The sequence below is a fragment of the Oceanospirillum linum genome (genome assembly GCF_001995095.2).
Lineage (GTDB): Bacteria > Pseudomonadota > Gammaproteobacteria > Pseudomonadales > Halomonadaceae > Oceanospirillum > Oceanospirillum linum.
The window spans coordinates 1-389 of record NZ_MTSD02000234.1 but is presented as its reverse complement, the minus strand read 5'-3'; the positions used below and the strand labels follow the sequence as shown (position 1 = coordinate 389).

Annotated in this window: 1 protein-coding gene; it reads left to right on the top strand. The window is 59.9% G+C overall.

Going from position 1 to position 389, the window contains the following annotated elements:
• Positions 1-73: 73 nt before the first annotated feature.
• Positions 74-389: helicase HerA-like domain-containing protein (locus tag BTA35_RS17440; protein ID WP_139363765.1), on the top strand; the 316-nt coding region annotated here is incomplete at its 3' end.

Sequence of the window (389 nt, the reverse complement as noted above, 5' to 3'; positions counted from 1 at the left end):
TGCACCGACTGCCGATTCGTAAGACAATAACGCATCTTTGTCCACCACACTTTTCCTGATAAGGAATACCACCATGATTACCTTTCCCATCGCCCGCGCCGGCGCCGCCACGCTTGAAATCCAGGGCAAAATGGCCAACCGCCACGGCCTGATTGCCGGCGCCACCGGCACCGGTAAAACCGTTACCCTGCGCCGCATGGCCGAGGCGTTCAGCAATCAGGGCGTGCCGGTGTTTTTGGCCGATGTGAAAGGCGATTTGTCGGGCATCGTCAATGCCGGTGCCGACAGCGGCAAAGTGGGCGAGCGCATTGCTGAATTCGGGCTGGGCGCGGCTTGGCTGCAAAGTTTTCCGGTGCGCTTTTGGGATGTGTTCGGCGAGGCCGGCATTC